The sequence below is a fragment of the Streptomyces sp. NPDC096205 genome, from assembly GCF_044763135.1.
Lineage (GTDB): Bacteria > Actinomycetota > Actinomycetes > Streptomycetales > Streptomycetaceae > Streptomyces.
This window is the reverse complement of record NZ_JBIWFS010000001.1, coordinates 670,027-694,840: the sequence shown is the minus strand read 5'-3', so window position 1 is coordinate 694,840 and position 24,814 is coordinate 670,027. Positions and strand designations below refer to the sequence as shown.

Annotated in this window: 23 protein-coding genes; 5 read left to right on the top strand and 18 right to left on the bottom strand. The window is 71.4% G+C overall.

Annotation, left to right across the window (positions count from 1 at the left end; translation table 11 throughout):
* Positions 1-83: 83 nt before the first annotated feature.
* Complete coding sequence (locus ACIQ6Y_RS03170) at positions 84-821, bottom strand: creatininase family protein (protein WP_404033671.1); 738 nt, start codon at positions 819-821, stop codon at positions 84-86.
* Positions 822-859: 38 nt separating this feature from the next.
* On the opposite strand from ACIQ6Y_RS03170, the gene ribA reads away from it, so the two are divergent.
* Positions 860-1,522, top strand: a complete 663-nt coding sequence (gene ribA, locus ACIQ6Y_RS03165) for a GTP cyclohydrolase II (protein ID WP_404032083.1) — start codon at positions 860-862, stop codon at positions 1,520-1,522.
* On the opposite strand, the gene ACIQ6Y_RS03160 is transcribed toward ribA, so the two are convergent.
* From ACIQ6Y_RS03160 to ACIQ6Y_RS03150, 3 genes are read right to left on the bottom strand one after another with little or no spacing between them, the layout of a single operon-like run.
* Positions 1,512-2,744, bottom strand: a complete 1,233-nt coding sequence (locus tag ACIQ6Y_RS03160) for a serine hydrolase domain-containing protein (protein WP_404032080.1) — start codon at positions 2,742-2,744, stop codon at positions 1,512-1,514. The genes ribA and ACIQ6Y_RS03160 overlap by 11 nt on opposite strands.
* 59 nt (positions 2,745-2,803) lie before the next feature.
* On the bottom strand, positions 2,804-4,225 hold the full coding sequence (locus tag ACIQ6Y_RS03155) for an MFS transporter (protein ID WP_404032077.1): 1,422 nt from the start codon (positions 4,223-4,225) through the stop codon (positions 2,804-2,806).
* On the bottom strand, positions 4,222-4,797 hold the full coding sequence (locus tag ACIQ6Y_RS03150) for a TetR/AcrR family transcriptional regulator (RefSeq protein WP_404032074.1): 576 nt from the start codon (positions 4,795-4,797) through the stop codon (positions 4,222-4,224). The genes ACIQ6Y_RS03155 and ACIQ6Y_RS03150 overlap by 4 nt, the downstream gene beginning before the upstream one ends.
* A gap of 91 nt (positions 4,798-4,888) precedes the next feature.
* On the opposite strand from ACIQ6Y_RS03150, the gene ACIQ6Y_RS03145 reads away from it, so the two are divergent.
* Entirely contained in the window at positions 4,889-5,314 is a 426-nt protein-coding gene (locus tag ACIQ6Y_RS03145; protein ID WP_404032071.1) for a PPOX class F420-dependent oxidoreductase, read from the top strand.
* 4 nt (positions 5,315-5,318) lie between these two features.
* Here ACIQ6Y_RS03145 and ACIQ6Y_RS03140 read toward each other — a convergent pair whose 3' ends face one another.
* Genes ACIQ6Y_RS03140 through tkt form a run of 8 tightly spaced genes read right to left on the bottom strand, consistent with a single transcriptional unit; the run spans position 5,319 to position 15,666 of the window.
* On the bottom strand, positions 5,319-6,773 hold the full coding sequence (locus tag ACIQ6Y_RS03140; protein ID WP_404032068.1) for a membrane-associated oxidoreductase: 1,455 nt from the start codon (positions 6,771-6,773) through the stop codon (positions 5,319-5,321).
* 46 nt (positions 6,774-6,819) lie between these two features.
* On the bottom strand, positions 6,820-7,404 hold the full coding sequence (locus ACIQ6Y_RS03135) for a histidine phosphatase family protein (protein WP_404032065.1): 585 nt from the start codon (positions 7,402-7,404) through the stop codon (positions 6,820-6,822).
* Positions 7,405-7,412: 8 nt separating this feature from the next.
* Positions 7,413-8,288, bottom strand: coding sequence for a phosphogluconate dehydrogenase (NAD(+)-dependent, decarboxylating) (gnd, locus tag ACIQ6Y_RS03130; RefSeq protein ID WP_404032062.1), 876 nt, complete (start codon positions 8,286-8,288; stop codon positions 7,413-7,415).
* 2 nt (positions 8,289-8,290) lie between these two features.
* Complete coding sequence (pgi, locus tag ACIQ6Y_RS03125) at positions 8,291-9,937, bottom strand: glucose-6-phosphate isomerase (RefSeq protein ID WP_404032059.1); 1,647 nt, start codon at positions 9,935-9,937, stop codon at positions 8,291-8,293.
* Positions 9,930-10,865, bottom strand: coding sequence for a glucose-6-phosphate dehydrogenase assembly protein OpcA (opcA, locus tag ACIQ6Y_RS03120; RefSeq protein ID WP_404032056.1), 936 nt, complete (start codon positions 10,863-10,865; stop codon positions 9,930-9,932). The genes pgi and opcA overlap by 8 nt, the downstream gene beginning before the upstream one ends.
* Entirely contained in the window at positions 10,862-12,439 is a 1,578-nt protein-coding gene (gene zwf, locus ACIQ6Y_RS03115) for a glucose-6-phosphate dehydrogenase (protein ID WP_404032053.1), read from the bottom strand. The genes opcA and zwf overlap by 4 nt, the downstream gene beginning before the upstream one ends.
* Positions 12,436-13,560 (bottom strand): transaldolase, encoded by a 1,125-nt coding sequence (gene tal, locus ACIQ6Y_RS03110; RefSeq protein WP_404032050.1) that lies wholly within the window; start codon positions 13,558-13,560, stop codon positions 12,436-12,438. The genes zwf and tal overlap by 4 nt, the downstream gene beginning before the upstream one ends.
* A 30-nt stretch (positions 13,561-13,590) precedes the next feature.
* The gene (gene tkt, locus ACIQ6Y_RS03105; protein ID WP_404032047.1) at positions 13,591-15,666 is read right to left on the bottom strand and encodes a transketolase; all 2,076 of its coding nucleotides are present in this window, start codon (positions 15,664-15,666) and stop codon (positions 13,591-13,593) included.
* Between the two features lie 146 nt (positions 15,667-15,812).
* Here tkt and ACIQ6Y_RS03100 point away from each other — a divergent pair, with 146 nt between their 5' ends.
* Positions 15,813-16,718: a helix-turn-helix domain-containing protein gene (locus ACIQ6Y_RS03100; protein WP_404032045.1), complete on the top strand. Its 906-nt coding sequence runs from the start codon at positions 15,813-15,815 to the stop codon at positions 16,716-16,718.
* 6 nt (positions 16,719-16,724) lie between these two features.
* On the opposite strand, the gene ACIQ6Y_RS03095 is transcribed toward ACIQ6Y_RS03100, so the two are convergent.
* A complete protein-coding gene (locus tag ACIQ6Y_RS03095; protein ID WP_404032043.1) occupies positions 16,725-17,222 on the bottom strand; it encodes a GNAT family N-acetyltransferase in 498 nt (165 codons plus the stop codon).
* Positions 17,223-17,278: 56 nt separating this feature from the next.
* Entirely contained in the window at positions 17,279-18,679 is a 1,401-nt protein-coding gene (locus ACIQ6Y_RS03090) for a glycoside hydrolase family 16 protein (RefSeq protein WP_404032040.1), read from the bottom strand.
* A 284-nt stretch (positions 18,680-18,963) separates the two neighbouring features.
* Here ACIQ6Y_RS03090 and ACIQ6Y_RS03085 point away from each other — a divergent pair, with 284 nt between their 5' ends.
* The gene (locus ACIQ6Y_RS03085) at positions 18,964-19,374 is read left to right on the top strand and encodes a VOC family protein (protein ID WP_404032038.1); all 411 of its coding nucleotides are present in this window, start codon (positions 18,964-18,966) and stop codon (positions 19,372-19,374) included.
* A gap of 52 nt (positions 19,375-19,426) precedes the next feature.
* On the opposite strand, the gene ACIQ6Y_RS03080 is transcribed toward ACIQ6Y_RS03085, so the two are convergent.
* Positions 19,427-21,115 carry a carbohydrate binding domain-containing protein gene (locus ACIQ6Y_RS03080; RefSeq protein ID WP_404032035.1) on the bottom strand — a complete coding sequence of 563 codons (1,689 nt, stop codon included), beginning with the start codon at positions 21,113-21,115 and terminating at the stop codon, positions 19,427-19,429.
* Positions 21,116-21,309: 194 nt separating this feature from the next.
* A complete protein-coding gene (locus tag ACIQ6Y_RS03075; RefSeq protein ID WP_404032033.1) occupies positions 21,310-22,434 on the bottom strand; it encodes an ATP-grasp domain-containing protein in 1,125 nt (374 codons plus the stop codon).
* Between the two features lie 301 nt (positions 22,435-22,735).
* Between ACIQ6Y_RS03075 and ACIQ6Y_RS03070 the strand changes: the two genes are divergently transcribed.
* Positions 22,736-23,635, top strand: a complete 900-nt coding sequence (locus ACIQ6Y_RS03070) for a metallophosphoesterase family protein (protein WP_404032030.1) — start codon at positions 22,736-22,738, stop codon at positions 23,633-23,635.
* A 4-nt stretch (positions 23,636-23,639) separates the two neighbouring features.
* On the opposite strand, the gene ACIQ6Y_RS03065 is transcribed toward ACIQ6Y_RS03070, so the two are convergent.
* Together ACIQ6Y_RS03065 and ACIQ6Y_RS03060 are read right to left on the bottom strand one after the other, a co-directional pair.
* Positions 23,640-23,882, bottom strand: coding sequence for a hypothetical protein (locus ACIQ6Y_RS03065; protein ID WP_404032028.1), 243 nt, complete (start codon positions 23,880-23,882; stop codon positions 23,640-23,642).
* A gap of 77 nt (positions 23,883-23,959) precedes the next feature.
* Complete coding sequence (locus tag ACIQ6Y_RS03060; protein WP_404032026.1) at positions 23,960-24,619, bottom strand: helix-turn-helix domain-containing protein; 660 nt, start codon at positions 24,617-24,619, stop codon at positions 23,960-23,962.
* Between the last annotated feature and the right edge of the window lie 195 nt (positions 24,620-24,814).

Here is a 24,814-nt window from a genome sequence, read left to right as displayed (position 1 = left end):
TACGGCGTGCTGAGCCTCGCGGCGAGCCTGCCCGGCGCGGCGGTCGTCGCCGCGCGCCGGGACACCGGCCCGCGCACCCGCGCCTACGACTCGCCCTCCAGCAGCGCGACATACGCGCCGAAGGATTCCACCAGGCTCGCCAGCAACGCCTTTCCCTTTTCCGCCGAGCCCAGGGAAGGACGGCCTATGACGCCCGAATCGGTATAGGCGGACATTCCCACGGTGAGCAGATGCCGCCGGTCGTCGGCGACGAAATCGGCCGACTCGTAACCGGGCCGCACCATTTGAGGATGGGTGTGCAGAAGGACGGAGGTCTCTATTTCCCCCGCGTGCATGTCGGTGAGCAGCGAGGTGTGCACCCCGGCCCGCTCCCGTGCCGTCTCCCAGTCCTCCGCGGCCGGGAAAAGCGCCATCCGCTCCCCGCGCGCGGAGGACTCCTGGACCACATTCCCCAGGACGTAGTTGCCGCCGTGTCCGTTGACCAGCACCAGCGTGTCGACGCCCGACCGGCGGAGCGACGCCGCTATGTCCCGTACCACCGCGTGAAGGGTCACGGAGGAGATGCTGACCGTCCCCGGCCAGGCCGCGTGCTCGTGCGAGCAGGACACCGTCACCGCAGGAAGGAGGTGCACCGGGTACGCCGCGGCGATCTCCCCGGCGATCGCGCAGGCGACGAGCGTGTCGGTGGCCAGCGGCAGATACGGACCGTGCTGCTCGAAACTCCCCACGGGCAGCACCGCGATCCGCGCATTCCGCGCCCGCACGTCCTCGGTGGTGTCCGCCGGCACGACACCGTACGGCGATATCTCCCCGACCCTCATCTTTTTCACGGCCTTTCGTCTCTGCTGAGGAACAGATCATGACAGAAAAGCTCGGCGTACTCGCCCAGAAGTCCGCACCCCGCACCGGAGTGGAACGCGTGGTGAATGCCCCCCTCCCCACGGTGTACGGGCAATTCACCGCGGTCGGCTATCTCGACCACGACCGCGGTGAGGAACAGGTCGCCCTGGTCCACGGGGACCTCGGCAGCGAGAACGTGCTGACCCGGCTGCACTCCGAGTGCCTGACCGGCGACGCCTTCGGCTCGCGGCACTGCGAGTGCGGCGACCAGCTCGACTCGGCGCTGCGGGCCGTGGCCGCCGAAGGCCGGGGCGTGGTCGTCTACTTGAGAGGGCACGAAGGCCGCGGCATCGGTCTGCTGGCCAAGCTGCGCGCGATGGCGCTGCAGGCGGAGGGCCTGGACACCGTGGAGGCGAACCTCGCCCTCGGTCTGCCGGTGGACGCCCGCGACTACGGCGTGGCGGCGGGAATCCTGCGCGACCTCGGGGTGCGCTCGGTGCGGCTGATGTCCAACAACCCGCTCAAGCGGGAGGCGTTGACCCGGCACGGCATCCGGGTCGCCGAGGAGGTGCCGCTGCTGATCCCGCCGTGCGAGAGCAACATCACCTATCTGCGCACCAAGCGGGAGCGGATGGACCACCGGCTGCCCCACCTGGACGCGGTGGCGCAGCTCAGTCCCTGATCGCCTCGTGGGCCAGCCGCCGTACGGCGGGGAAGACGCTGCTGGTGCCGCGCGGCCGCACCTGCGTCAGGAACTGCACCGTCACATCACGGCCCGGGTCGACGAAGAACGCCGTGGACGCCACGCCGGTCCAGCCGTACGTGCCGAGCCCGGCGGGCGTCCGGGTGCGCGCGGGGTCGATGACCACCGAGACGCCGAGCCCGAAGCCGACCCCCTCGTTGCCGGGCACGTCATGGGCGGGCCGGCTGCCGAAGGAGCGCAGATCGGCGTCGCCCGGCAGGTGGTTACGGGTCATCAGGTCCACCGTGCCGGGCGCCAGCAGCCGGGTGCCGTCCAACTCGCCCCGGCGGCGCAGCATCTCCATGAACCGGTGCAGGTCGTGGGCGCTCATCGCCAGCCCGCCGCTGCCGGACAGGAACCGGGGCCGCCCGCCGCGCAGCGGCAGCCCCGGCACCGGCGCGATGCCGCCGTCCTCCTGCTCGCCGTACAACTCGGCAAGCCGCGGCGCCTGTTCGTCCGTCACCTGGAAACCGGCGTCCGTCATCCCGAGCGGCCGGAAGATCCGCTCGGCGAAGAACTCGTCCAGCGACCGCCCGGACACCACCTCGATGATCCGCCCCAGCACATTGCTGGCCACGGAGTAGTTCCACTGCGTACCCGGCTCGAACTGCAGCGGCAGGCTCCCGTACACCTCGATCGTCTCCGCCAGGTCCTTGCCCGGCGGCACGGACGACTCCAGGCCCGCGTCCCGGTACAGGGCGTCGACCGGGTGGGTGTGGTAGAAGCCGAAGGTGAGGCCGGCGGTGTGGGTCATCAGATGCCGCACGCGTATGGGTCCGGCGGCCGGCCGGGTTCTCACCTCCGCCCCGGACCCGTCGACGTACACGCGCGGGTCGGCGAAGGCGGGCAGATGGCGGGCGACCGGGTCGTCCAGCGACAGCCCGCCCTCCTCGACGAGCATCAGCGCGGCCACCGCCGTCACCGGCTTGGTCATCGAGTAGATCCGCCACAGCGTGTCCGCCTCCACGGGCAGCCCCGCCGCGATGTCCCGCTTCCCGTACGTCGTGAGGTGCGCGACCCTGCCGCCGCGCGCCACGGCCACCAGGAAGCCGGGCAGGCGGCCCTCGTCGACCTCGTGGGCGAAGTGCCGGTCCAGCCGGTCCAGCGCCTGCGTGTCGAGCCCTGCCTCGTTCGGTTCGGCCTCTTGCCGCAGCTGTGCCATCGCGCTCTCCTCCGGTTCCGTTCGACGGGGTGCGAACGGACTACCCCGCCGGGAGGCCCTCAGCACCCATGATCGCGCACGGAGCCCGTGAAGTGCGCCTCCTCACCATCGTGACGCGCGCCCGGCGTGCGCCGGGCGGACTCGGCACTTTGGGCTCGTGCGGCGGGCTCCACTCCCGGCAGGAGCAGCAGCGCCGCCACCGCCCCGACCGCGGCCACACCGCCCAGCACCGGCAGCGGCAGCCGCAGGCCGCCGGCCCCGACGAGTGCGGCCGCGGCGGCGACGCCCAGCACCGGGCCGACGTTCAGGGCGGTCTGCTGCAGGCCGCCCGCCACCCCGGCCGACGCCGCGGGAGCCCGTCGTACGACGACCTGTGTGGCCGCCACCATCACCGTGCCGAACCCGGCCCCCACCAGCGCGAACCCGGTGCAGAGCGGCAGTGTGGACGACGCCCCGGCGAGCAGCAGGATGCCGGTGGCGAGCACGGCCATGGCCGCGGCGGTGGCCCGCCGGGCGCCCTGCCGCCGCAGCAGCAGCGGGGACAGCGCGGCGGCCGCCACCATCAGCACCGCGAGCGGCAGACTGCGCACCGCACTCTCGAAGGGGTCCAGACCGAGGGTGTCCTGGAGGAGGTAGACACAGGCGAACAGCGTCCCGTGCAGCGCCGCCGACGCCGCCACCAGCACCCCGAGCGCCGCCCCGATGGCCCGCGACCCCACCAGGGACCCCGGCACCAGCGGATCGTCGGCCCGCCGCTCATGCCGTACGAAGCCCACCCCCGCGGCGACCGCCACGGCCAGGGCGACACCGCTCGCGGCGGTCCACCCGGAGTCGGGCATCCCGACGAGGGCGTGCACCAGGCACCCGAGCGCCACGGCGAGCAGCAGGGCGCCGGGGAGATCCAGGCGGGGCGTGGGGCGAGGGCGCTCCCTCTCCCTGTGCACGCCGGTGAGGGCGAGGACGCCGAAGAGCAGGGCCGGGGCCACGTTCAGGAAGAACACCGACCGCCAGCCCCACTCCGTCACCAGGGCCCCGCCGAGCAGGGGGCCTGCCGCGGCCGCCAGGCCGATGGCCGCCGTGCGGACGGCGAGCGGCGTGCGCAGCCGGTCCGGCGGGTAGGCGGTGCGCAGCATGCCCAGCGTGGCCGGTTGCAGCAGGGCCCCGCACACACCCTGCACGACCCGCAGGGCGATCACCCACCCGATGCCCGGCGCGAGCCCGATCGCGGCCGAGGTCGCGGCGAAGCCCAGCATGCCCAGGCCGAACAGGAGCCGGTGCCCGTAGCGGTCGCCGAGCCGGCCGCCGAACACCAGCAGCCCGGCCACCGCGACGAGATACCCGGTGCTGGTCCACTGAGCCTGTGCGAAGCTCGCCCCGAGGTCCCGCTGGAGCGTGGGCTGCGCGACCGTGAGCACCGTGCCGTCCAGGGCGACGATCACCGCGCCGGCCACACTGCTCGCCAGCGTCAGCCGGGCCCTCACCGGTCGCTCACAGGGCCGAGGTGGGCGTCCAGGGCGGCGTTCAGCACAGGACCGAAATCCTGTGCGCCGGTGGCCAGTTGGAGGCTGCCCCAGCCCCACAACTGGGCGATCCCGTGCAGGTTCGCCCACAATGCCCCCGCGACCACGCGGGCGTCGGCGTCCGGCCGTACCGCCGCGACCAGCTCCACCAGTGCGGCGAACAGCGGCAGGCTGGTGTCCCGAAGCCCCAGATGGCCGCTCTCCAGCAGATCGTGACGGAACATCAGCTCATACATGCCGCGCCGGTCCAGCGCGAACTCCAGGTACACCCGGGCCAGGGCCGCCACCTGCTCGCGCGGGTCGCCGCCGCCCAGCGCGTGCGCGGTGCGCTCGGCGAGGTCCGCGAACCCGCGCCGGGCGATGGCCGACAGCAGCTCCAGGTGGGTGGGGAAGTAGCGGCGCGGCGCCCCGTGCGAGACCCCCGCCCGGCGGGCGATCTCCCGCAGGGTCAGCGCCTGGACGCCCTCACGCGTCACCAGCTCCACGCCGACCTCGACCAACCGGGCGCGCAGGCCCGTCTCCGACTCATGCATAGACAGTGTCTACCAGCGAGCGGTAGACACTGTCTACCCACTCGCCTCGTCCACGGGAATACGGTGCGCACACAGGCGGGTTGGAGCAGTCATGACTCAGGACGCACTGCTCAAGCTGCTCTTCGAGGGCCACAGCGGGGTGCTCGTCACCCTCAAGCGGGACGGCCGCCCCCAGCTGTCCAATGTCAGCCACGCCTACTACCCCGACGAGCGGATCATCCGCGTGTCGATCACCGACGACCGCGCCAAGACCCGCAACCTGCGCCGCGACCCCCGGGCGTCCTACCACGTCACCAGCGCCGACCGACGGGCCTACACCGTCGCCGAGGGCACCGCCGACCTCACGCCCGTCGCCGCCGATCCGCACGACGACACGGTCGAGGAACTCGTCCGCCTCTACCGCGACGTCCAGGGCGAACACCCCGACTGGGACGACTACCGCGCCGCCATGGTCCGCGACCGGCGCCTGGTGCTGCGCCTGCGGGTGGAGCACGCGTACGGCATCCCGTCGGCCTGACCGGCTACTGCCGGCTGACCGACCGGCTCACACCCGCCACCACCGTGGAGGCGAGGATCCACCCGGTGATGACCAGCACGTACGACAGCCACTGGTACCACCCGCGCGGCGCGAAGGCGCCCTCCTGCCCGAAGGAGATCACCGGCACCAGCAGGTCGAGGGTGTAGAAGACCGGGTTGAAGTCCGGCGCCTCCCCGGCCTTCAGGGGTTCCGGGTGGTGCAGCCCGTACACCAGCGAGCCCGCCGCCAGCAGCGACAGCAGCCAGCCCGCCGCCCGCAGCGGCCGGAAGCCGTAGCCGACCGTGGCGTCCTGGACGAGCCCCCAGAGCCGGCCGTACCACGGCAGGGTCGTGCGGTGCCTGCGCTGCTTGGCGAGCTGTACGAGCCGGGCGGCGTGCTCGTCGCCGATGCGCAGGTAGGACGCGGTCAACTGCTCGTAGGCGTGCGGGACATACCCGTCGCGGTCCCGCTCCAGCATCGTCAGCCGGCGCTCGGCGGGCTCCTGCGGGGTGAGGGAGGAGTACACGAGCCCGTTCAGCAGGACCTCGTCCGGCACCGTCTCCGGCTCCAGGAACAGCACGTCGATCTGAGCCCGCCGCAGGTTCAGCGTGCCCTCCATGGCCGGGCCCTGGCGCAGCCACAGCTCGCCGATGGTGGAGCTGCTCGCCCGGAGCGCGGTGTGGCCCGGGTGCGAGAGCCGGCTGTAGGACATGTCGAGCCGCCCGGCGATCCGCGCGCCCCGCAGCCCGACCCACCCCTCCACGTCGGCGTGCCGTACCAGCATGTCGCCCTCGACGCTGAGGGTCTCGGCGTCCAGGGCGGTCGCTCCGGCGTGGCCGAGGTGGCTCTCGGTGAGGTTGACCGTGCCCGCGACACTCGCGCCGTTGAGCCGGATCTGCCCCCGTGTGCGCAGCCCCGGCGCCCACAGGTCGGCACCGAGTGAAGCCTGGTTGAGCTGGAGGACCGGCTCCTCGGCATCAGGTGTGCCGATCCGGGCGCTCTCCAGGTAGAGGCTGCCGCTGATCTGCGCACCGCCGAGCCGGACGCTCCCGTCGACCCGCGCCCGGGTCAGCCGCAGCGTGCCGTCGACGTGGACGGTCGGGGCGAGCAGGCCCGGCAGCACGGACTCGCTCAGGTTCAGTTCACGCAGCCGGGCGGCATGGCAGCGCGGCGGTTCGTCGAAGCGGCAGTGCCGCAGCCGCACCGGGTGCTCGATCGTCGCGTACTGGAGGTCGAGCCGCCCGGTGACGCGGGCGCCCACCAGATCGAGCGCCGGTATCTCACCGTCCGGCTGCGGGCCGTTGAGCAGCAGAGCCCGCAACACCTCGGCACGCACGGCCCGTTCGGGCCCCCAGGCGGCGGGCTCGGGGTCGTCCGTCTCGCGGAAGTCCACGGCCCGGCCCTGCGGAAAGGCCCGCCACACCCGCTGCTCGGCCGGGGTCAGGTCGTTGATCTCCATCAGCGGCGACTCTGACCCGGCCGGACAGCGGGTGTCAACTCACGGCTTACGGCCTGGTGTTCCACTCCGCGATCACCGGCCGGTCGTGCTCGGTCGACAGCCGGCTCACCGTCCCCGTGCCCAGCTGGAACAGGCGGCCCTCCGCCGGCGACAGGCCGAGGCGGCGGGCGGTGAGGACGCGCAGGAAGTGGGCGTGGGCGACGAGGACGACGTCGCCTCGGGTGAGCGCGTCCTCGGTGCGGGCGAGCACCCGGTCGGCGCGCAGGCCGACCTCGGCCGGGCTCTCGCCCCGGTGCTCGGGGCCGGGCGTGACCCCGTCGTGCCACAGGTCCCAGTCGGGGCGGCTGCGGTGGATCTCGGCGGTGGTTATGCCTTCGTAGCCGCCGTAGTCCCACTCGTGCAGGTCGGGGTCGGTGACGGCCCCGGTCAGGCCCGCGAGTTCGGCGGTGCGCACCGCGCGGGCGAGCGGGCTGGTGAGGACGGATGAGAAGGTCCGGCCGGACAGGAGCGGCGCCAGGGACTTGGCCTGCCCCTCACCGTTGGGGGTGAGGGGCAGGTCGGTGAAGCTGGTGTGGCGTCCCGTGGCGCTCCACTCCGTCTCGCCGTGGCGGACCAGCAGAAGATCCCCCACGACAGGACCTACTTCTTCTCGACCGCGTGGCCGCCGAACTGGTTGCGCAGCGCGGCGATCATCTTCATCTGCGGGGAGTCCTCCTGGCGGGAGGCGAACCGCGCGAAGAGGGAGGCGGTGATCGCCGGGAGCGGCACGGCGTTGTCGATGGCCGCCTCGACCGTCCAGCGGCCCTCGCCCGAGTCCTCGGCGTAGCCGCGCAGCTTGTCCAGGTGCTCGTCGTCGTCCAGGGCGTTGACCGCGAGGTCCAGCAGCCAGGAGCGGATGACGGTGCCTTCCTGCCAGGAGCGGAAGATCTCGCGGACGTTGTCCACGGAGTCGACCTTCTCCAGCAGCTCCCAGCCCTCGGCGTAGGCCTGCATCATGGCGTACTCGATGCCGTTGTGGACCATCTTCGCGAAGTGGCCCGCGCCGACCCGGCCGGCGTGGACATAGCCGTACGGGCCTTCCGGCTTGAGCGCGTCGAAGACCGGCTGGACCCGGGCGATGTTCGCGGCGTCGCCGCCGACCATCAGGGCGTAGCCGTTCTCCAGGCCCCACACACCGCCGGAGACACCGGCGTCGACGAAGCCGATGCCCTTCGCGCCGAGCTCCTTGGCGTGCTTCTCGTCCTCGGTCCAGCGGGAGTTGCCGCCGTCGACCACGATGTCGCCGGGGGAGAGCAGGTTCCCCAGCTCGTCGACGACCGACTGGGTCGGGCCGCCGGCCGGGACCATGATCCACACCACGCGGGGGCCCTCGAGCTTCTCGACCAGCTCGGCGATGCTGCCGACGTCGGCGAGGTCCGGGTTGCGGTCGTAGCCGATGACGGTGTGGCCCGCGCGGCGGATGCGCTCGCGCATGTTGCCGCCCATCTTGCCGAGACCGATGAGACCGAGCTGCATGGTTACTTCACTTCCTTGAGGTCGCGGTAGGCCGCGACGAGGGCGGCGGTGGAGGCGTCCAGACCGGGCACGTCGGCGCCTTCGGTCAGAGCGGGCTCGATGCGCTTGGCCAGCACCTTGCCCAGCTCCACGCCCCACTGGTCGAAGGAGTCGATGTTCCACACCGCGCCCTGCACGAACACCTTGTGCTCGTAGAGGGCGATCAGCTGGCCGAGCACCGACGGGGTGAGCTCGCGGGCCAGGATCGTGGTGGTGGGGTGGTTGCCGCGGAAGGTGCGGTGCGGCACCTGCTCCTCGGCCACGCCCTCCGCGCGCACCTCCTCGGGCGTCTTGCCGAAGGCCAGTGCCTGCGTCTGGGCGAAGAAGTTCGCCATCAACAGGTCGTGCTGCGCCTTGAGTTCGTCGCTCAGCTCGGCCACGGGCCGCGCGAAGCCGATGAAGTCCGCCGGGATCAGCTTGGTGCCCTGGTGGATCAGCTGGTAGTAGGCGTGCTGCCCGTTGGTGCCGGGCGTGCCCCACACCACCGGGCCGGTCTGCCACTCCACCGGGTCGCCGTCACGGTCCACCGACTTGCCGTTGGACTCCATGTCCAGCTGCTGGAGGTAGGCGGTGAACTTCGACAGGTAGTGGCTGTACGGCAGCACCGCGTGCGACTGGGCGTCGTGGAAGTTGCCGTACCAGATGCCCAACAGGCCCAGCAGCAGCGGGGCGTTGGCCTCGGCGGGGGCGTTTCGGAAGTGCTCGTCGACGAGGTGGAACCCGTCGAGCATCTCGCGGAAGCGGTCCGGGCCGATGGCGATCATCAGGGACAGGCCGATGGCCGAGTCGTAGGAGTACCGGCCGCCGACCCAGTCCCAGAACTCGAACATGTTGGCCGTGTCGATGCCGAACTCGGTGACCTTCTCGGCGTTCGTCGACAGGGCGACGAAGTGCTTGGCGACCGCCTTCTCCTCGCCGCCGAGGCCGTTCACGAGCCAGGTCCGCGCGGAGGTGGCGTTGGTGATCGTCTCGATCGTGGTGAAGGTCTTGGAGGCGACGATGAACAGCGTCTCCTCCGGGTCGAGGTCGTGGGTCGCCTCGTGCAGGTCGGCGCCGTCCACGTTCGACACGAAGCGGACGGTCAGCTCGCGGTCGGTGAACGACCGCAGCACCTCGTACGCCATCGCCGGGCCGAGGTCGGAGCCGCCGATGCCGATGTTGACGACATTGCGGATGCGCCTGCCGGTGTGGCCGGTCCACTCGCCCGAGCGCACCCGCTCGGCGAAGTCGGCCATCTTGTCCAGCACGGCGTGGACCTTCGGCACCACGTTCTCGCCGTCGACCTCGATCACCGCGTCGCGCGGGGCGCGCAGCGCGGTGTGCAGCACGGCGCGCTTCTCGGTGATGTTGATCTTCTCGCCGCGGAACATCGCGTCGCGCAGCCCGAACACGTCGGTGGCGGTGGCGAGTTCCTGGAGCAGGGCGAGGGTCTCGTCGGTGATCAGGTGCTTGGAGTAGTCGATGCGCAGGTCACCCACGCGTACGACGTACCGCTCCGCCCGCCCGGGGTCCGCGGCGAACAGCTCGCGCAGGTGCGGCTGCCCCTCGGCGCGGTGGTCCTCCAGGGCGGTCCACTCCGGGCGCCGCGTCAGCTTGGGGGAGTCAGACATGAGAAGGGGTCTCCTTGCCGGCCTCGCCGCGCAGGGCGATGGCGTACATCTCGTCGGCGTCGAGGCGCCGCAGCTCCTCGGCGATGAGTTCGGAGGTCGAGCGCACCTTCAGGGCGAGGGTGCGCGAGGGCTGGCCGGGCAGCGACAGCGTCGCCAGCGGGCCTTCGGGGCGGTCGATGACGACCTCCCCGTGCTCGGTGCCCAGGCGTACGGCCGTGACGACCGGCCCCGCCGTGACCACGCGGTCGACGTCGACGCCGAGGCGCGCCTCCAGCCAGCGGGCCAGCAGCTCGGCGCTGGGGTTGTCGGCCTCGCTCTCCACGGCGGCCGACACGATCCTCTCGCGGGCCTGGTCCAGGGCCGCGGCCAGCATCGAGCGCCACGGCGTCAGCCGGGTCCAGGCGAGGTCGGTGTCGCCCGGGGCGTAGGACCGTACGCGCGTCTCCAGCGCCTGCAGCGGCTGCTCGACGGCGTACATGTCGGTGATGCGGCGCTGTGCGAGCGCGCCCAGCGGGTCCTTGGCGGGCACCTCGGGGGCGTCGACGGGCCACCACACGACCACGGGGGCGTCGGGCAGCAGCAGCGGCAGCACGACCGAGTCGGCGTGATCGGACACCTCGCCGTAGGTGCGCAGCACGACGGTCTCGCCGGTGCCCGCGTCCGCGCCCACCCGCACCTCGGCGTCGAGGCGGGAGGCGGTGCGGTCGCGCGGGGTGCGGGCGTGCCGCTTGATGACGACCAGGGTGCGCGAGGGGTGCTCGTGCGAGGCCTGCTCGGCCGCCTTGATCGAGTCGTAGGCGTTCTCCTCGTCCGTGACGATCACCATCGTCAGGACCATGCCCACAGCCGGGGTCCCGATGGCGCGGCGGCCCTGCACCAACGCCTTGTTGATCTTGCTTGCCGTGGTGTCGGTCAGGTCGATCTTCATGGCCTGCGCCAGCTCCGTCCGTCTCGTGCGAGCATCTCGTCGGCTTCCTCGGGACCCCAGCTGCCCGACGCGTACTGCGCCGGACGGCCGTGCGTCGCCCAGTACTCCTCGATCGGGTCGAGGATCTTCCAGGACTCTTCCACTTCCTGGTGACGGGGGAACAGGTTGGCGTCCCCGAGGAGGACGTCCAGGATGAGCCGCTCGTAGGCCTCCGGGCTGGACTCGGTGAACGACTCGCCGTAGGCGAAGTCCATCGTGACGTCCCGGATCTCCATCGACGTGCCCGGCACCTTGGAGCCGAACCGGACCGTCATGCCCTCGTCCGGCTGCACCCGGATGACGATGGCGTTCTGCCCGAGCTCCTCGGTGGCCGTGGAGTCGAAGGGGGAGTGCGGGGCGCGCTGGAAGACGACCGCGATCTCCGTGACCCGGCGGCCGAGCCGCTTGCCGGTGCGCAGATAGAACGGCACGCCCGCCCAGCGGCGGTTGTCCACGTTCAGCTTGATCGCCGCGTACGTGTCGGTGGTGGAGGCCGGGTCGATGCCGTCCTCCTGGAGGTAGCCGCGCACCTTCTCGCCGCCCTGCCAGCCGCCCGCGTACTGCGCGCGCACCGTGTGCCGGCCCAGGTCCTGCGGCACCTTCACGGCCTTGAGGACCTTCAGCTTCTCGGTGAGCAGCGAGCCCGCGTCGAAGGAGGCGGGCTCCTCCATCGCGGTCAGCGCCATCAGCTGCAGCAGGTGGTTCTGGATGACGTCACGGGCCGAGCCGATGCCGTCGTAGTAGCCCGCGCGGCCGCCGATGCCGATGTCCTCGGCCATCGTGATCTGCACATGGTCGACGTAGGAGCGGTTCCAGATCGGCTCGAACATCTGGTTGGCGAAGCGCAGCGCCAGGATGTTCTGGACCGTCTCCTTGCCGAGGTAGTGGTCGATCCGGAAGACCTGCTCCGGGTCGAACACGTCGTGCACGAGCGCGTTCAGCTCCCGCGCGCTTCCCAGGTCGTGGCCGAACGGCTTCTCGATGACCGCCCGCCGCCAGGACCCCTCGGGGGCGTCCGCCAGGCCGTGCTTCTTCAGCTGCTGCACGACCTTGGGGAAGAACTTCGGCGGCACCGAGAGGTAGAAGGCGTAGTTGCCGCTGGTGCCGCGGGCCGCGTCCAGCTCCTCGACGGTGTCGTGCAGCGTCTTGAACGCCGTGTCGTCGTCGAAGTCGCCCGGGATGAACCGCATGCCCTCCGCGAGCTGCTGCCAGACCTCCTCCCGGAACGGCGTGCGGGCGTGCTCCTTGACCGCGGCGTGGACGACCTGCGCGAAGTCCTGGTCCTCCCAGTCGCGGCGGGCGAAGCCCACCAGGGAGAAGCCCGGCGGCAGCAGACCGCGGTTGGCCAGGTCGTACACGGCCGGCATCAGCTTCTTGCGGGACAGGTCGCCGGTGACGCCGAAGATGACGAGCCCGGAGGGGCCCGCGATCCGGGGGAGCCGGCGGTCCCTGGCGTCCCGCAGCGGGTTGGACCAGTCGGTGGCCGGCACACTCACCGGGGCCGCCACCGCCGGTTCCGCACTCTCGTTGCTCATTCCCCGTCAACTCCCTTGCTCATAAGGGACTTCGTCACGGTGTCCAGCAGGTCCTGCCAGGCCACCTCGAACTTGGCCACGCCCTCGTCCTCCAGCCGGGTCACCACCTCGTCGTAGGAGATGCCGAGCCGCTCGACGGCCGCGAGGTCCGCACGGGCCTGCGCGTAGCCGCCGGTCACGGTGTCACCGGTGATCACGCCGTGGTCGGCGGTGGCGTTCAGCGTGGCCTCCGGCATGGTGTTGACCGTGCCGGGGGCGACCAGCTCGTCGACGTACAGCGTGTCCTTGTACGCCGGGTCCTTCACGCCGGTGGACGCCCACAGCGGGCGCTGCTTGTTGGCTCCCGTGCCGGCCAGCGCCAGCCAGCGCTCCGCCGCGAAGACGTCCTCGTACGCCTCGTAGGCCAGCCGGGCATTGGCCAGCGCCGCCCGGCCCTTGAGCGCCAGGGCCTCGTCGGAGCCCAGCGCGGTCAGGCGGCGGTCGATCTCGGCGTCCACGCGCGACACGAAGAATGAGGCCACAGAGTGGATGCTAGACAGATCCAGGCCCGCGGCCTGCGCCTTCTCCAGGCCCGCGAGGTAGGCGTCCATGACCTCGCGGTAGCGCTCCAGGGAGAAAATCAAGGTCACGTTGACGCTGATGCCCTGCGCGACCACCTCGGTGATGGCCGGCAGGCCCGCCTTGGTGGCCGGGATCTTGATCATGACGTTGGGGCGTTCCACCAGCCACGCGAGCTGCTTGGCCTCGGCGATCGTGGCCGCTGTGGCGTGTGCGAGCCGGGGGTCGACCTCGATGGAGACCCGGCCGTCCCGGCCGCCCGTCGCCTCGTACACCGGCCGCAGGATGTCGGCGGCGGCCCGCACGTCGGCGGTGGTCATCATCCGCACGGCCTCGTCGGTCGTGACGCCCCGCACGGCCAGGTCGGCGAGCTGCTCCTCGTAGCCCTCGCCGGAGCCGATGGCGGCCTGGAAGATGGAGGGGTTGGTGGTCACGCCCACCACATGCCGGGTCGCGACCAGCTCGGCGAGGTTGCCGGTGGTGATCCGCTTGCGCGACAGGTCGTCCAGCCAGATGGAGACGCCCTCGTCGGAGAGGCGCTTGAGGACGGGTGCTTCGGTCATTTCTCGATCATCTTCTTTCTGGCGGTCGGATCAACCACGCGCTGCGGCCAGCGACTGCCTGGCCGCGGCGGCGACGTTCTCTGCGGTGAAGCCGTACTCGGCGAACAGGGTGCTGCCATCGGCGGAGGCGCCGAAGTGTTCGAGGGAGACGATGCGTCCTGCGTCACCTACGAACCGGTACCACGTCAGGGCGATCCCGGCTTCGACCGCGACACGGGCTCGCACGGACGGCGGAAGCACGCTGTCGCGGTACTCGCGCGGCTGCTCCTCGAACCACTCCACGGACGGCATCGACACCACCCGCGTCCCGATCCCCTCGGCCTCCAGCCGCTCCCGCGCGGCGACGGCCAGCTGGACCTCGGAGCCGGTGGCGATCAGGATCACGTCGGGAGTCTCGGCGGAGGACTCCGCGAGGACGTAACCGCCGCGCGCGGCATCCGGGTTCGGTGCGTAGGTCGGCACGCCCTGCCGGGTGAGGGCCAGCCCGTGCGGGGCCGGCTCGGTGGAGTGCCGGCGCATGATCTCGGCCCACGCGATCGCCGTCTCGTTGGCGTCGGCGGGGCGTACGAGGTTCAGGCCCGGGATGGCGCGCAGCGCGGCCAGGTGCTCCACGGGCTGGTGGGTGGGGCCGTCCTCGCCGAGGCCGATGGAGTCGTGCGTCCACACGTACGTCACCGGCAGCTGCATCAGCGCCGACATGCGCACCGCGTTGCGCATGTAGTCGGAGAACACCAGGAAGGTGCCGCCGTAGACGCGCGTGTTGCCGTGCAGCGCGATGCCGTTCATCTCCGCGGCCATGGAGAACTCGCGGATGCCGAAGTGGACGGTGCGGCCGTACGGGTCCGCCTCGGGCAGCGGGTTGCCGACGGGCAGGAACGACGAGGTCTTGTCGATCGTGGTGTTGTTCGAGCCCGCGAGGTCGGCCGAGCCGCCCCACAGCTCGGGCAGCACGGCGCCGAGCGACTGCAGGACCTTGCCGGAGGCGGCACGGGTGGCGACCGACTTGCCCGCCTCGAAGACGGGGACCGAGGACTCCCAGCCCTCGGGCAGCTGACCGGCCACGACCCGGTCGAACAGCGCCGCTCGCTCCGGCAGGGCTGTCCGCCACTCGCCGATCCGCTTGTCCCAGGCGGCGTGCGCCTCGGCGCCCCGGTCCAGCGCCCGGCGCGTGTGGGCGAGGACCTCGTCGGCGACCTCGAAGCTGCGCTCCGGGTCGAAGCCCAGGAGGCGCTTGGTGGCGGCGATCTCCTCCTCGCCCAGCGCCGAGCCGTGGGAGGCCTCGGTGTTCCGGGCGTTCGGGGCGGGCCAGGCGATGATCGTGCGCATCGCGATGATGGACGGCCGTTCGGTCTCGGCCTGCGCCGCCTTCAGGGCCGCGTACAGCGCGTGGACGTCGACGTCTCCTTCGGCGGTCGGCTCGATGCGCTGGGTGTGCCAGCCGTACGCCGCGTACCGCCCGAGGACGTCCTCGGAGAACGCCGTCGCCGTGTCGCCCTCGATGGAGATGTGGTTGTCGTCGTACAGGAAGACGAGGTTGCCGAGCTTCTGGTGGCCGGCCAGGGAGGAGGCCTCGGCGGAGACGCCCTCCTGGAGGTCGCCGTCGGAGACGATCGCCCAGATCGTGTGGTCGAAGGGCGAGGTGCCCTGCGGGGCGTCCGGGTCGAACAGGCCGCGCTCGTAGCGGGCGGCCATCGCCATGCCGACCGCGTTGGCGACGCCCTGGCCGAGGGGGCCGGTCGTGGTCTCGACACCGGCCGTGTGGCCGTACTCGGGGTGGCCCGGCGTCCTGGAGCCCTGCGTGCGGAACGCCTTGAGGTCGTCCAGCTCCAGCTCGTACCCGGCGAGGAAGAGCTGCGTGTACAGCGTCAGCGAGGTGTGGCCGGGGGAGAGCACGAAGCGGTCGCGGCCGGTCCACTCCGGATCGGCCGGGTCGTGGCGCATCACCTTCTGAAAGATCGTGTACGCGGCCGGGGCCAGGCTCATCGCCGTGCCGGGGTGGCCGTTGCCCACCTTCTGTACGGCGTCGGCGGCCAGAAGGCGGGCCGTGTCGACGGCACGCCGGTCGAGTTCGGTCCACTCGAAGCGGTCGGGCGTCTGCGTGCTCATCTTCAAGAAGTCCTCTGAAAGAGCGGGATTGCTGGTCGGACGCGTTAAACATTAAAAGTCTGACTTTTACGAGGCCAGGTCCGCGTGTGTCAGCCTTTGGTGAAAGTGGGACATCACCCGTACGGACGAGTCAGCGCGAGAAGGACATGGCGGACAGAACCACCCCCCGGCAGGCGGACGCGGCCGACGGCGACGGCATCAGAACCTTCGCCTTCCCCTCCGACCACAGCGTCTGCGGCGTCGGCATGCAGGTCGGCCCCATGGGCGGCGCCCGCACCTGGCACCCCGACGCACCGCTCGACAAGGTCCACCGCATCGACTTCCACGTGGTGATGCTGTTCTCCGCCGGCCCCGTCCGCCACATGATCGACTTCGCCGAGTACGAGGCCCGGGCGGGCGACCTGCTGTGGATCCGCCCCGGACAGGTGCACCGCTTCCCGACCGCCGCCGAGTACCGCGGAACCGTCCTGACCATGCAGCCCGGCTTCCTGCCGCGCGCCACCGTCGAGGCCACCGGCCTCTACCGCTACGACCTGCCGCCGCTGCTGCACCCCGGCGAGAGCGAGCTCGCCGCTCTGACGGCCTCCCTCGACCAGCTCCGCCGCGAGTACGAGGACGACCGCACCCTCCCGCTGAGCCTGCACACCGCCGTGCTGCGCCACTCCCTGACCGCGTTCCTGCTGCGCCTCGCCCACCTCGCGGCCCGCTCCGCCGAGGCCGAGCGGCACCCCTCCGACACCACGTTCACCCTGTTCCGGGACGCCGTGGAGAAGGGCTTCGCCACCAACCACAGCGTCAGCACCTACGCCGACAGCCTCGCCATCTCCCGCCGCACCCTGGTCCGCGCGGTGCGCGCCGCGACCGGTGAGACCCCCAAGGGCTTCATCGACAAACGCGTCGTCCTGGAGGCCAAGCGCCTGCTCGCCCACACCGACCTGCCCATCGGCCGCGTCGGCGCCGCGGTCGGTTTCCCCGACGCGGCCAACTTCTCCAAGTTCTTCCACCAGCACACGGACATGACCCCGGCGGCCTTCCGTACGGAACTGCGCTGAGGCGTCTCAGCCGCGCCCGACCTCCTCGGTGCGGTACGGACGGAACCCCCGGCGGCGGTAGTTGGGCAGCGCGCGGGGGTGGTCCGACGACGAGGTGTGCAGCCAGACCCGGCTCACCACAGGTGCCAGCTCCCAGGCACCCCGCACGGCGAGCGTCAGGGCGAACCCGCCGAGGCCCTTGCCGACGAACTCGGGCAGCAGACCGAAGGACTTGATCTCCACCTCGCCGCCCGGATGCGGGTCGTAGGTGACGATGCCCGCAGGCGTGCCCTCGAAGGTGAGCAGCCAGAACGTCCGGTCCGGGGCCGCGGCGAACCAGGCACGCCATTCCTCCTCCGTCCGGCGCGCGCTCTTCCAGCCGTGCGGCGCGCCGACACCGGCCAGCAGGTCGACGACCAGGGGCGCGTCCCGCTCCAGCGGCTCCAGGCTCAGCCCGGGCACGGCGGCCGCAGGCTCGAGCTCGTCCCGTCCGGTCATCTCCACGTACGTCACGATCTCCGTCACCCGCGCAGCGTAAAGGGGGCCTCACACGTGCGTGAAGCCCCCCTCGCGGGTCGTGCTCAGTGCCCGAAGTCGAACCAGTTGACGTTCACGAAGTCGGCCGGCTGGCCGCTGCTGAAGGTCAGGTAGACGTCGTGGGTGCCGGTGACGCCGCTGATGTTGGCGGGGACCGTGCGCCAGGACTGCCAGCCGCCCGTGTTGCCGAGCGCGAAACTGCCGACGGGTGCGTTGGTACGGCTGTCCAGGCGGACCTCGACCAGGCCGCTCACGCCCGACCCCGCGCCGCTCGCGACCCGGGCGTAGAACTGCCTGGCCGCCGAGGAGCCGAAGTTGACGCCCCGGTAGAGGACCCAGTCGCCGTTCGCGACCGCGCCGATGTTCTGGCCGCCGCCGGAGTCGGAGGTGCCCTCGGTCATCACGCCGGACTGGCCGTCGTAGGACTCGGCCTGGATGGGGGAGTAGGCGTCACGGTTGCCGGTGGGCGGCGGAGTGGTGCCGCCCCCGCCGCCGGACGACAGCACCTGGACGTAGTCGACGACCATCGCGTGGCCGGGGACCGTGCCGGAGTCCGGGCCGCCGCCGAAGGCGCCGGGGAAGCCGCCGCCCATCGCCACGTTCAGGATGACGAAGAAGCCGTGGTTCGTGGCGTTCGACCAGGTGGTCGCGTCGACCTGATCCGCCCTGACCGTGTGGTAGTTCGTGCCGTCGACGGAGAAGCGGATCTGCTCGGGGCTCGTCGAGCGGTCCCACTCCATGCGGTAGGTGTGGAAGCCCGCCTGGCAGGTGGTGCCGGGGCAGCTCGTCGAACCGCCGATGCCGGTGGTCTCGTTGCAGGGGCCGCCGGGGTTCGTGCCGCAGTGCATGGTGGCCCAGACGGTGTTCAGGCCCTGGACGTTCTCCATGATGTCCAGCTCACCGACGCTCGGCCAGTTCCAGTAGTTGCCGCGGAACGGCGCGCCCAGCATCCAGAACGCCGGCCAGTAGCCCTTGGCCGCGGCGCCGGTCACGTTCGGCATCTGGATACGGGCCTCGACGCGCAGCTTGCCGCCGGACGGGGGCTGGAAGTCGGTGCGGTTGGTCTCGATGCGGCCCGAGGTCCAGTTGCCGGACGCGTCGCGGCGCGGGGTGATGCGCAGGTTGCCGCTGCCGTCCAGCGCCACGTTGTTGGTGCTGGAGGTCATCGTCTCGACCTCGCCGGTGCCCCAGTTGGCGGCGCCGCCGGGGTAGGACGTGCCGGTCGCGTACTGCCAGTTGCCGGTGTTCACGCCCGACCCGGCCGGACCGTCGAAGTCGTCGGTGAAGACCTGCGTCCAGCCGGACGGCGGTGTCGGCGCGGTGGCGCTCGCCGTGGAGGTGACGGTCGTGGCGGCGGTCGCGGCCAGGGCGAGCGTGCCGACGGCCGCGACGAGGGCCCGCCGCAGCGGGCGGCGGCGTCCGGGTGTGCCTGAGGTGCGGTCCATGTGGGGGTGCCTCTCGTACGTCTGGGGCTACGGATACGGGGAGTGCGGGGAGTCTTGAGAGCACTGCCTGAGCACCGCCTGAGCCTGCTTGAGAGCGCTCTCAAAGGTGCGCCCAATGTCCTCTCGGCCGTGCGGGTCGTCAAGAGGTGAAGCACCGAAATCCCTTGTGCTCCCCGTGAGTTCATGACCTGAAGCGCGACCGGCACGGGCCCTCGCGGCGCCGGGAATCATCCGGTGTCCGCGCGGAGTTCACCCAGAGGCACTCGTGATCAAGAAGGAGCCCCATGTCCGACGAACCCGCCGTCCGCGAACTGCGCCTGGTCGTCACCGCCGACGACTACGAGGCGGCCCTGCACTTCTACCGGGACGTCCTCGGACTGCCCGAGCGCGCCGCGTTCTCCTCGCCGGGCGGCCACGTCACCATCCTGGAGGCGGGCCGGGCCACCCTGGAGATCACCGACCCGAACCATGCCGCGTTCATCGACGACGTCGAGGTCGGCCGCAGGGTCGCCGGACAGATCCGGGTCGCCTTCCAGGTCGGCGACTCCGCCGCCGTCACCGCGAAGCTGGCCGCCGCCGGCGCGGAGGTCATCGCCGAGCCGACCCGCACGCCCTGGAACTCCCTGAACTCCCGCCTCCAGGCCCCCGCGGCCCTTCAGCTCACCCTCTTCGAGGAGCTGGGCGACCCGGCGTGAGAGACGCGCGCGAGGGGCGCCCCGGTGGGGACGCCCCTCGGCACCGCGATGGTCAGCCGGTGAAGCCGGCCGTGATCGAGGTGAACTGCCAGTTGTTCTGGCTGATGCCGGAGCAGTTGCTGGTCACGCCGCCGCCCGGGCACGGCCGGTCACGGTTGACCGCCCAGTAGGCGAGCCGGGCGATGTGGTGGGAGTTCGCCCAGTCGCGGATCTGGGTCCAGATCGCGGTCGAGGTCAGCTCCTGCTGATCGGACAGCCCGTTCATGCCGGAGATCCCGATGTGCGCGTACGCGGTGGCGTCGTCCCAGCCGAAGGCCGACTTCAGCTTGTTCTTCAGCCCCTCGCTCGCGTTCACCGTGTTGCCGTACATGTCGGAGCCGCCCCCGAAGTCGAACGGCATGATCGTGAACACGTCGATGTTGGCGTTCAGCGCCTTGGCCTGGTCGATGAGCCGGTTGCCCCAGTAGGTCGGGCCGGTCGTCGAGGTGCCGAAGGTGAGGATCGTGCGCAGGCCGGGGTTGTTGGCCTTCACGATCTTCAGCGCGCCCAGGATGCGGTCCTGCACGGCCGCGTTCTCGAATTCGTCCGTGTTCTCGATGTCGACGTCGATCGCCTTCAGCCCGTACGCGTCGATGACCTTCTGGTACGCGCCCGCCAGCGCCTCCGGCGTCGAGCAGTTCGGGCCGAGCTTGTTGCCGCTCCAGCCGCCGATCGACGGGACGATGTCACCCCCCGCGGACCGGATGGAGTTGATGACGCTCTGGTCGTTGCCGCCGGTCAGCGGCCGGCTGCCGTCCCAGGCGGGGTTGCAGCCGCCGGAGGAGAGGATGAACGCCATCGTGTACCACTTGATCCCGGTCGCGCTCATCACCGAGGTCGCGCTGGGCGGGTCGCCCCAGCCGAGGTACAGATAGGGCGCGGCCTGCTTGAAGCCGGTGCCCCCGCCACCGCCGGTGTCGGTCGTCACGGTCACGGCGTTGGAGGCGCCGGAGCTGTTCCCCGCCGCGTCTCTCGCCCGCACGGTGAAGGTGTACGACGTGCTCGCCGCGAGCCCGGAGACCGTGGCGCTCGTCCCCGACACGCTCAGCACCTGGTTGGAGCCGCTGAAGACGTCGTACGCCGTGACACCGACGTTGTCCGTCGAGGCGTTCCACGTCAGCGACACGCTGGACGACGTCTTGTCGGTGGAGCGCAGGCTGCCCGGCACACTGGGCGCCTGGGTGTCCCCGCCGCCCCCGCCGCCGGGCCCGTCGAGGCTGATGTCGTCGGCGTAGTACGTCCCTTGCCCGTACCAGCCGTGCACATACACGCGCGCGCTGGTCTGCGAGGCGCCGGTGGTGAAGGACAGGCTCAGCCGGCTGTACGCCGAGGGGGAGGTCGTCCAGGTCGAGGCCCCGCCGTCCACCCCGAGGTAGACATAGGAGCCGCGCACCCAACCGCTGAGCGAGTACGTCGTGTTGGGCTGGACCGCGACGGTCTGCCCGCACTTGGCGTTGTCACTGGAACTCGCGGCCCCCTGGAGGGCCCGGGACCCGCCCTGGACGGGGGAGGAGACGACCGACCCGAGGTTCCCGGAGCAGGACCAGGGCGACAACGCCCCTGATTCGAAGCCGGAGTTGCTGAGGATATTGGCCGCATGAGCGGTACCGGGCAGCGCGACGGCCCCGCCGACCGCGAGCCCGACGGCCCCGCACAGCGCGAGGAGTCTGCGTCTGGAGCGACTGAGGAGTGAGTGGCGCACGCGATCTCCCTGAGGGGTGTGGGGTGTTCGGGAGTGCACAGGGGTGCAGAGAAGTGCGCCAACAAAGTTGGTATGGACCAATCGCGCTGTCAAGAGAAGGCGCGTGATTGGTCCATACCTGAGCAGGGCGTGGCCGTTCGGGGGCGCGGGAAACTGCGCGAGCAACCACAGACGACCCGCACCCGGCCGACAACCTAAAGCGGCAACACCTGAGCCGCGGCCTCAACGCCGCCGGAGGCCGGCGCCGGCACGGCCGGCAGCAACGCCGCCCCCTCGACGCGCTGCTGAGGCAAAGAGACAGCCCGAAGAGGCCGCAGCCCCGAAACCACCGTGTAGTCCTGCCCGAGGAACGGCGGCAGGACCTCCCCGGGGTCCTCCCCGAGGGCCAACTGCACAGCCAGCCAAGGCACATTGACCCCGCACAGGGACAGCTGATGCAGGCCCCCGGCAGGCCGCGTGTTGACATCCATCAGCACCGGAACCTCCCCGAACATCCGGAACTGGATGTTGGACAGATACCGCAGCCCGAACCCCTCGGCGATCCTCCGCGCCGGCTCCAGCCACTGCTCGTGCAGCGTGAACCCGCGCCGCCGCCCGTTCTTGGTGCGGCCCACGGCCAGCCGGACCCGGTTGTCCGGCCCGGTGAGGCAGTCCACCGACACCTCCGGCTGCTCAAGCCGCGGCATCACCAGCCAGTCCACCGGCTCCTCGGCCTGCCGCAGCGCCTCGACGACCAGGTCGAGATGCACGTACGGGCTCGGGAAGCCGCTGAGGTGCACCAGCGAGAAGGGCGCGCGCGTGACGACCCGGAAGCCGACCCCGCCCGCCCCGGAGGCCGGCTTGAAGCACGCCTTGTGACCACCGGCCTCCAACTCCTCCACGGCGGCGAGGAGTTGGTCGGCGTCGCGGACCCGCCACCACGGCGGCACGGGCACCCCGATCGCCTGGACCGCCTCGTACGCGACGATCTTGTCCTCGAAGACGGCGATCGCCTCCGGCGGCGGCGCCAGCAGAGCCGTGCCGATCGCCTCGAACTCCGCGCGGTGCGCGGCGATCGCCGCCTGGTGCAGCCGGGGCACGAACACATCGATGCCGCGCCGGGCGCACTGGTCCAGGGCGTACTCCACGTACGCGGCCGGGGACAGGCCCTCCGGCTCCAGCTCGGCGGTGTCGGCGGCGGCGAGCACCGGCGAGTCCGGGTCGCCGTGCGTGGCATGGATCTCGACGGCCCGGTCGCTGGGATTTCGCCGCAGCTGATCCATGAAGAACACGTTCTCCGCGTACGTGCGGTTGAGCCAGACGCGTACGCGAGAGACCATGCAGGCCGCCTTTCACGGTTCGCGGGCAGGGCGGAGCGGCCCGTGCCCGGGCAGGATGGAGGAAGGGTCACCGAACCGCCCTGGCGAAGGGAGTTTCGGGGCGGTGGTGTTGGGGGGATCATACGGCTTTCCCGGGGTGCCGCGTGCAACGCGCGTGTTACGGATTCGGCGGCCCGCAGCACGCCGTGGCGCGCGGGCCCGAACGCCTTGTCGCTCGCCCGCGCGATGTGTTGTTGTAGTGACGAACGGTGGACGAAGAGGTACGGCGAGGGCCGACGAAGGCCGACGAGGGGGCAGGCGCGTGGCGTCGAGGGCCGGCGGGGGCGGGCGGCTGCTGGCCATCAGCGACCTGCACATCGGGTATGCGGAGAACCGGGCGCTGGTGGAGAAGCTGCGCCCGGAGTCGGAGGACGACTGGCTGCTGGTCGCCGGGGACGTGGCGGAGACGGTCGAGGACATCCGCTGGGCCCTGGAACTGCTCGCGGACCGCTTCCGCAGGGTCGTCTGGGCGCCCGGCAACCACGAGCTGTGGACGCACCCGCGCGACGCCGTCACCCTGCGCGGCGTCGCCCGCTACGAGCACCTGGTCGCGATGTGCCGGGACCTCGGCGTGCTCACCCCCGAGGACCCCTACCCGGTGTGGGAGGGACCGGGCGGTCCGGCCCTGGTGGCGCCGCTGTTCCTGTTGTACGACTACTCCTTCCTGCCCAAGGACTGCGCGACCAAGGCCGAGGGGCTGGCCTACGCGCACAGCACCGGCATCGTGTGCAGCGACGAACACCTGCTGCACCCCGACCCCTATCCCACGCGCGAGGCCTGGTGCCGGGCGCGGGTCGAGCTGACCGAGCGCAGGCTCACCGAGGAGGCCGGTGACCTGCCGCTCGTGCTGGTCAACCACTATCCGACGGACCGGCACCCCATGGACATCCTGTGGTACCCCGAGTTCGCCATGTGGTGCGGCACCACACTGACCGCGGACTGGCACCGCCGCTTCCGGGTGGCCGCCATGGTGTACGGCCATCTGCACATCCCCCGCAGCACTGTGCTGGAGTCAGTCCCCTTCGAGGAGGTCTCCGTCGGCTACCCCCGCGAATGGCGCCGCCGCGACCGGCCGCCGGGCATCCCCCGCCCGATCCTGCCGCGCGAGTCGCCCGAGCGGGGCACGCGGATCGAGCCGGACGGGCGGACCGGGCAGGCCTGACGGGTCAGCCTCTGGGCTCGCAGCTCTGCAGCAGCCGGAAGAACTGCTCCTCGTTGCCTCTCAGGCCGGCCTCCGCCAGCGCCTGCTCCGCCTCGGCGAGCACAGCCGGCGGTACGACGGGTGGTCGGCCGGAGCCCGCAGGGCCCTCACCGCCACAGTGGTCGAAGGCGGCCCGTACGGTGTGCAGCAGGCGCAGATACGCCTGGACGGCGGTGCGTTCACGGTCGGTCAGCACGGATGTGGTCATGGGTCGGTCTCCCCGTGTCGGATGCGCCCTCGCACCCTCCAGCTTGCCCGCCACCACTGACAATCCGGCCGAACGGCTCACGCCTCCGGGCGCTTGACGCTCTCCAGGAGCATGTCCAGCCACTCCGCGACCTTGTCGCGGTGCTGGTCGGTGGGCAGTTGGGCGGCCCGCCAGGCGATGCCGCGCACCCCGTGGTCCTGGAGCAGCCGCTCCAGCGGGTCCTCGGGAGCCGAGGCGGCGGCCTCCCGCTCGCGGTCGGCGAGCTTCTGCAGCAGATCCTGCTCGGTGCGCTGGAGGGCACCGGCGAGCGCCTCGCCGTCCTCGGCGGTCAGAAAACCGGCGTGGACACGGAAGAAGCGCTGGATGGCGTCGCAGTGCTCCATGGTCGGGCGCCGGTCGCCGTTGATGAGCGCCCCCGCCTGCTGCCGGGACATGCCCGCGCCGTCGGCGATCTCCTGCTGGGTGTAGCGGCGGCCGTTGGGCTTGAGCCGGGTGCGGCGCAGTAGGTCGAGCCGCTGCACGAAACGGGCCTGCACATCGGGCTCCCCCGCGGGGCGGCCCTGGAGCAGGTCCTTCACGACGGGCTCGGGGACACCGGAGGCCACGGACAGCCGCGCCGTGTCGAACACCTCCGTGTGCGGCACGCCGAGCCGGTCGGCGAGCGCGGTGACACGAGCGACGACGGCCGTCAGGACAGCCGACGCCGTGCCGCCCGGAACCTCGTAGCCATCCGTCACCGACGTGTCTCCTACGTCTCGCACAGCCATCTCGCATGTGGTCTCCGTGAACTTCCCGGAGCGTAGCGGGTGCTTCGAACTCACATCCAGGGCTCGCCACAACTGTGGCCAATTTCAGCCGTCAACAGTCACGGAATGCCACGATAGTTGACATGCCTACGGTCTGAGCAGCAGGATCGGGGCGCCGCGAGAAGG